General features: G+C 36.7%; 3 protein-coding genes. 1 reads left to right on the top strand and 2 read right to left on the bottom strand.

The features are described 5' to 3' along the window. On the top strand, window positions 1-352 hold a 352-nt coding region (gene tnpA / locus SPADD19_RS01830), incomplete at its 5' end, for an IS200/IS605 family transposase (protein WP_061455054.1). Window positions 353-838: 486 nt separating this feature from the next. Here the strand turns inward: tnpA and SPADD19_RS01825 are convergent. Both SPADD19_RS01825 and SPADD19_RS01820 read right to left on the bottom strand, forming a co-directional pair. Continuing rightward, window positions 839-1297, bottom strand: coding sequence for a YtxH domain-containing protein (locus SPADD19_RS01825; protein WP_014713641.1), 459 nt, complete (start codon window positions 1295-1297; stop codon window positions 839-841). Window positions 1298-1311: 14 nt separating this feature from the next. Then, window positions 1312-1680, bottom strand: a 369-nt coding sequence (locus SPADD19_RS01820; protein WP_128861558.1) for a DUF948 domain-containing protein, incomplete at its 5' end; no start/stop codon positions are given.

Genomic DNA, 1680 nt, shown 5'->3' with positions numbered 1-1680 from the left:
AGGAGAAATATTCCATAGATTATGTGGTTATAAAGGTGTTGAGATTATTGAAGGCCATTTAATGCCAGATCATGTTCATATGTTGGTAAGTATTCCACCTAGAATTAGTGTTGCAAGTTTCATGGGATATTTAAAAGGTAAAAGCGCTCTAATGATGTTCGATAAACACGCCAATCTGAAATATAAGTTTGGAAATCGACATTTTTGGGCAGAGGGATATTATGTAAGTACAGTTGGCCTCAACGAAGCCACAATAAAGAAATACATTCAGGAACAAGAGCGAAAAGATATTGCTTTAGATAAGTTGAGTGTAAAAGAATATAAAGATCCCTTTAGGGATAGTGGCAAGTAGTACATATGCCTCTTTGAGAGGCTTGTGACGAGTCAAATGCAATAAGGCTTGAACAAAGTGAAAGCCAGCGTCTTTAGGCGCTGGCTAGTTATCTGGGCTTATAGCCCTGGTACAAACCACCCGTTTGACGGGTGGTCATGATTCACTCGAATTTTTTTAATTCCTAAGTTGTCAAATTAAGTTAGACTTTTCATGTAACTCAGAAAAACTTGGTATGGTGTTTGATAATTCAAAGGCTTCCTAGGAATTCTATAAGAATAAATACTTTTTATGAGTTAAAGTTATTCAATCATCAATTGAAACTTTCCGCCGTGAGAAAAGTGCCTGAAACAATTATGTTTCAGGTACTCGGGAGTTTTGAAACTTTAGGTTCAAAACTAAGTCATGGAACTTCTTTGAAGTTCGCTGACGTCCGTACTCACTTAAGGAAAGTTTCTAAGATGAATTTATCTTCAATCTGAAAAGAGGCTCAGTGAGCCTCTTTTTTTATGCTTCTTTTGTTTCTTCTTCAGACGCTTCTTCAGAATTTTTTTCATCCAACTCTAACACGATGTCTTCTGATTCTGTTTGTTTGCGAATGGATTGAACCAAGTCATTGCCACTTAGATTTTCTTTTTGAAGTTTATCCTTAAATGAGTGATAGACTTCTTGAGATTTTTCAACCACATCTTGCGTTTTTTCTTTAACAGATTCCAAAACAGTTCCTGTCGTAATTTCTCCAGAACCAACTTTTTCTTTGGTTTGTTGGATCACTTCTGCAGCTTGTTTTGAAACATCCTTCGCAGTTTGTTTAACGGATTCATGTACTTCTTGAGGATCTTCTTGAAAATCTTTTACGAATCGTGCAACTTTTTTAGTGACTTTCTTTCCTTGCTCAGTTGATAAATAGTAGGCTGCTGAAGCACCTGAAATGACACCAATTAATAAACTAGATAAACGTCCCATATTCTTCCTCGATTCTATTTAAATAATTTTGAAGCCATCTTAATCGCTTTTAATCCGATAGAGGCTTTCACTGTTTTTCCACCAGCTGACACTGCTTTGACACTCAATTGACGGGCTTGATCATTCAAATCTGAAACAGACTCGGAAAGATCCGCTACGGCTGTAAAGAGTGGGTCAATCGTTGCAACTTTTTGATTCAAATCATCCGTTAAAACATTGACTTTTGCCAATAGATCATTGGTCTGATGCAAGGTGACATTGACATCTGATGTCAAAACTTGGATGGTTTTTTGCGTCTCATCTACAACTTTTCCAATCTTTGAGAGGAAAAAAATCATATAAATGACAAGCGCTACTAAGGCAAGTCCTAAGAGACCGTAGGC

This window comes from Streptococcus parasanguinis (assembly GCF_001578955.1).
GTDB classification, from domain to species: domain Bacteria; phylum Bacillota; class Bacilli; order Lactobacillales; family Streptococcaceae; genus Streptococcus; species Streptococcus parasanguinis_U.
This window is presented reverse-complemented; position numbering and strand designations above follow the sequence as displayed.